Origin of the sequence: Caballeronia sp. LZ003 (assembly GCF_031451465.1) — a bacterium.
Classification (GTDB): Bacteria; Pseudomonadota; Gammaproteobacteria; order Burkholderiales; family Burkholderiaceae; genus Caballeronia.
In genome coordinates, this window is record NZ_JARUXJ010000104.1 from 1 (window position 1) to 758 (window position 758).

Annotated in this window: 2 protein-coding genes; both read left to right on the top strand. The window is 57.5% G+C overall.

The window, feature by feature from the left end:
* Positions 1-128: 128 nt before the first annotated feature.
* Positions 129-572, top strand: coding sequence for an IS66-like element accessory protein TnpA (tnpA, locus tag QCE79_RS33225; protein WP_309851724.1), 444 nt, complete (start codon positions 129-131; stop codon positions 570-572).
* The coding region (gene tnpB / locus QCE79_RS33230; protein WP_309851726.1) for an IS66 family insertion sequence element accessory protein TnpB at positions 553-758 on the top strand (206 nt) is incomplete at its 3' end. The genes tnpA and tnpB, both read left to right, overlap by 20 nt.

Consider the following 758-nt stretch of genomic DNA (forward strand, 5'->3'; position numbering starts at 1 on the left):
GCAGCGAGCTTCGCTTGTTCTGTATATTTTCCCAAGACATTCCCCAAAGATAGGTGCAACCTTCGGGGGTCAGTTCATCGAATCAGTGGACACCTTTCATGACAGAAGAGCACTCAGGAACGACCGGGTTGAAGGTCGTCAACGTTGGTCGGGACGGCAAGCGCAGATATGACCGGCAAACGAAACAGAAGTTGGTGGAAGCGTGTCTTGAGCCGAGCGCTTCGGTCGCCGGACTCGCACTCAAGCATGGCGTCAACGCCAACTTGCTGCGCAAGTGGATCAAGCTGCATCAGCAGCGACTGGCTGGCACGTCCCTAAAGCCGACGCCGACTGGCACAGCTTTCGTTCCAGTAGTCGAAGTCGAAAGTCACGAAGCGGTGGTTGCGCCCGCATCCACGAAGGCACACCGCCACACCCCCGCAGCAAGGACGTCGTCGCCCCCTTCGGCGCGGTTGATGGTGCAGATGCCCAACGGCGTCACACTCCGGTTTGAATGCACCGACAATGATGCGCCGTTGCTATCGGCCATGATCGAGACGCTTGGACGGTGCGATGTTCCGCCTGGACGATGAACTGAAAGTCTATGTGCATCGTGACGCCGTTGACTTCCGCAAGAGCATCAACGGTCTCGCAGCCATCGTCGAGCAGTCAATGAAGCTCGATCCATTCGCGCGTGCGGTTTATGTGTTCAGCAATCAGCGGCGCGACCGCATCAAGATGCTGCTGTGGGACCGTAACGGCTTCTGGCTTCTCATGAA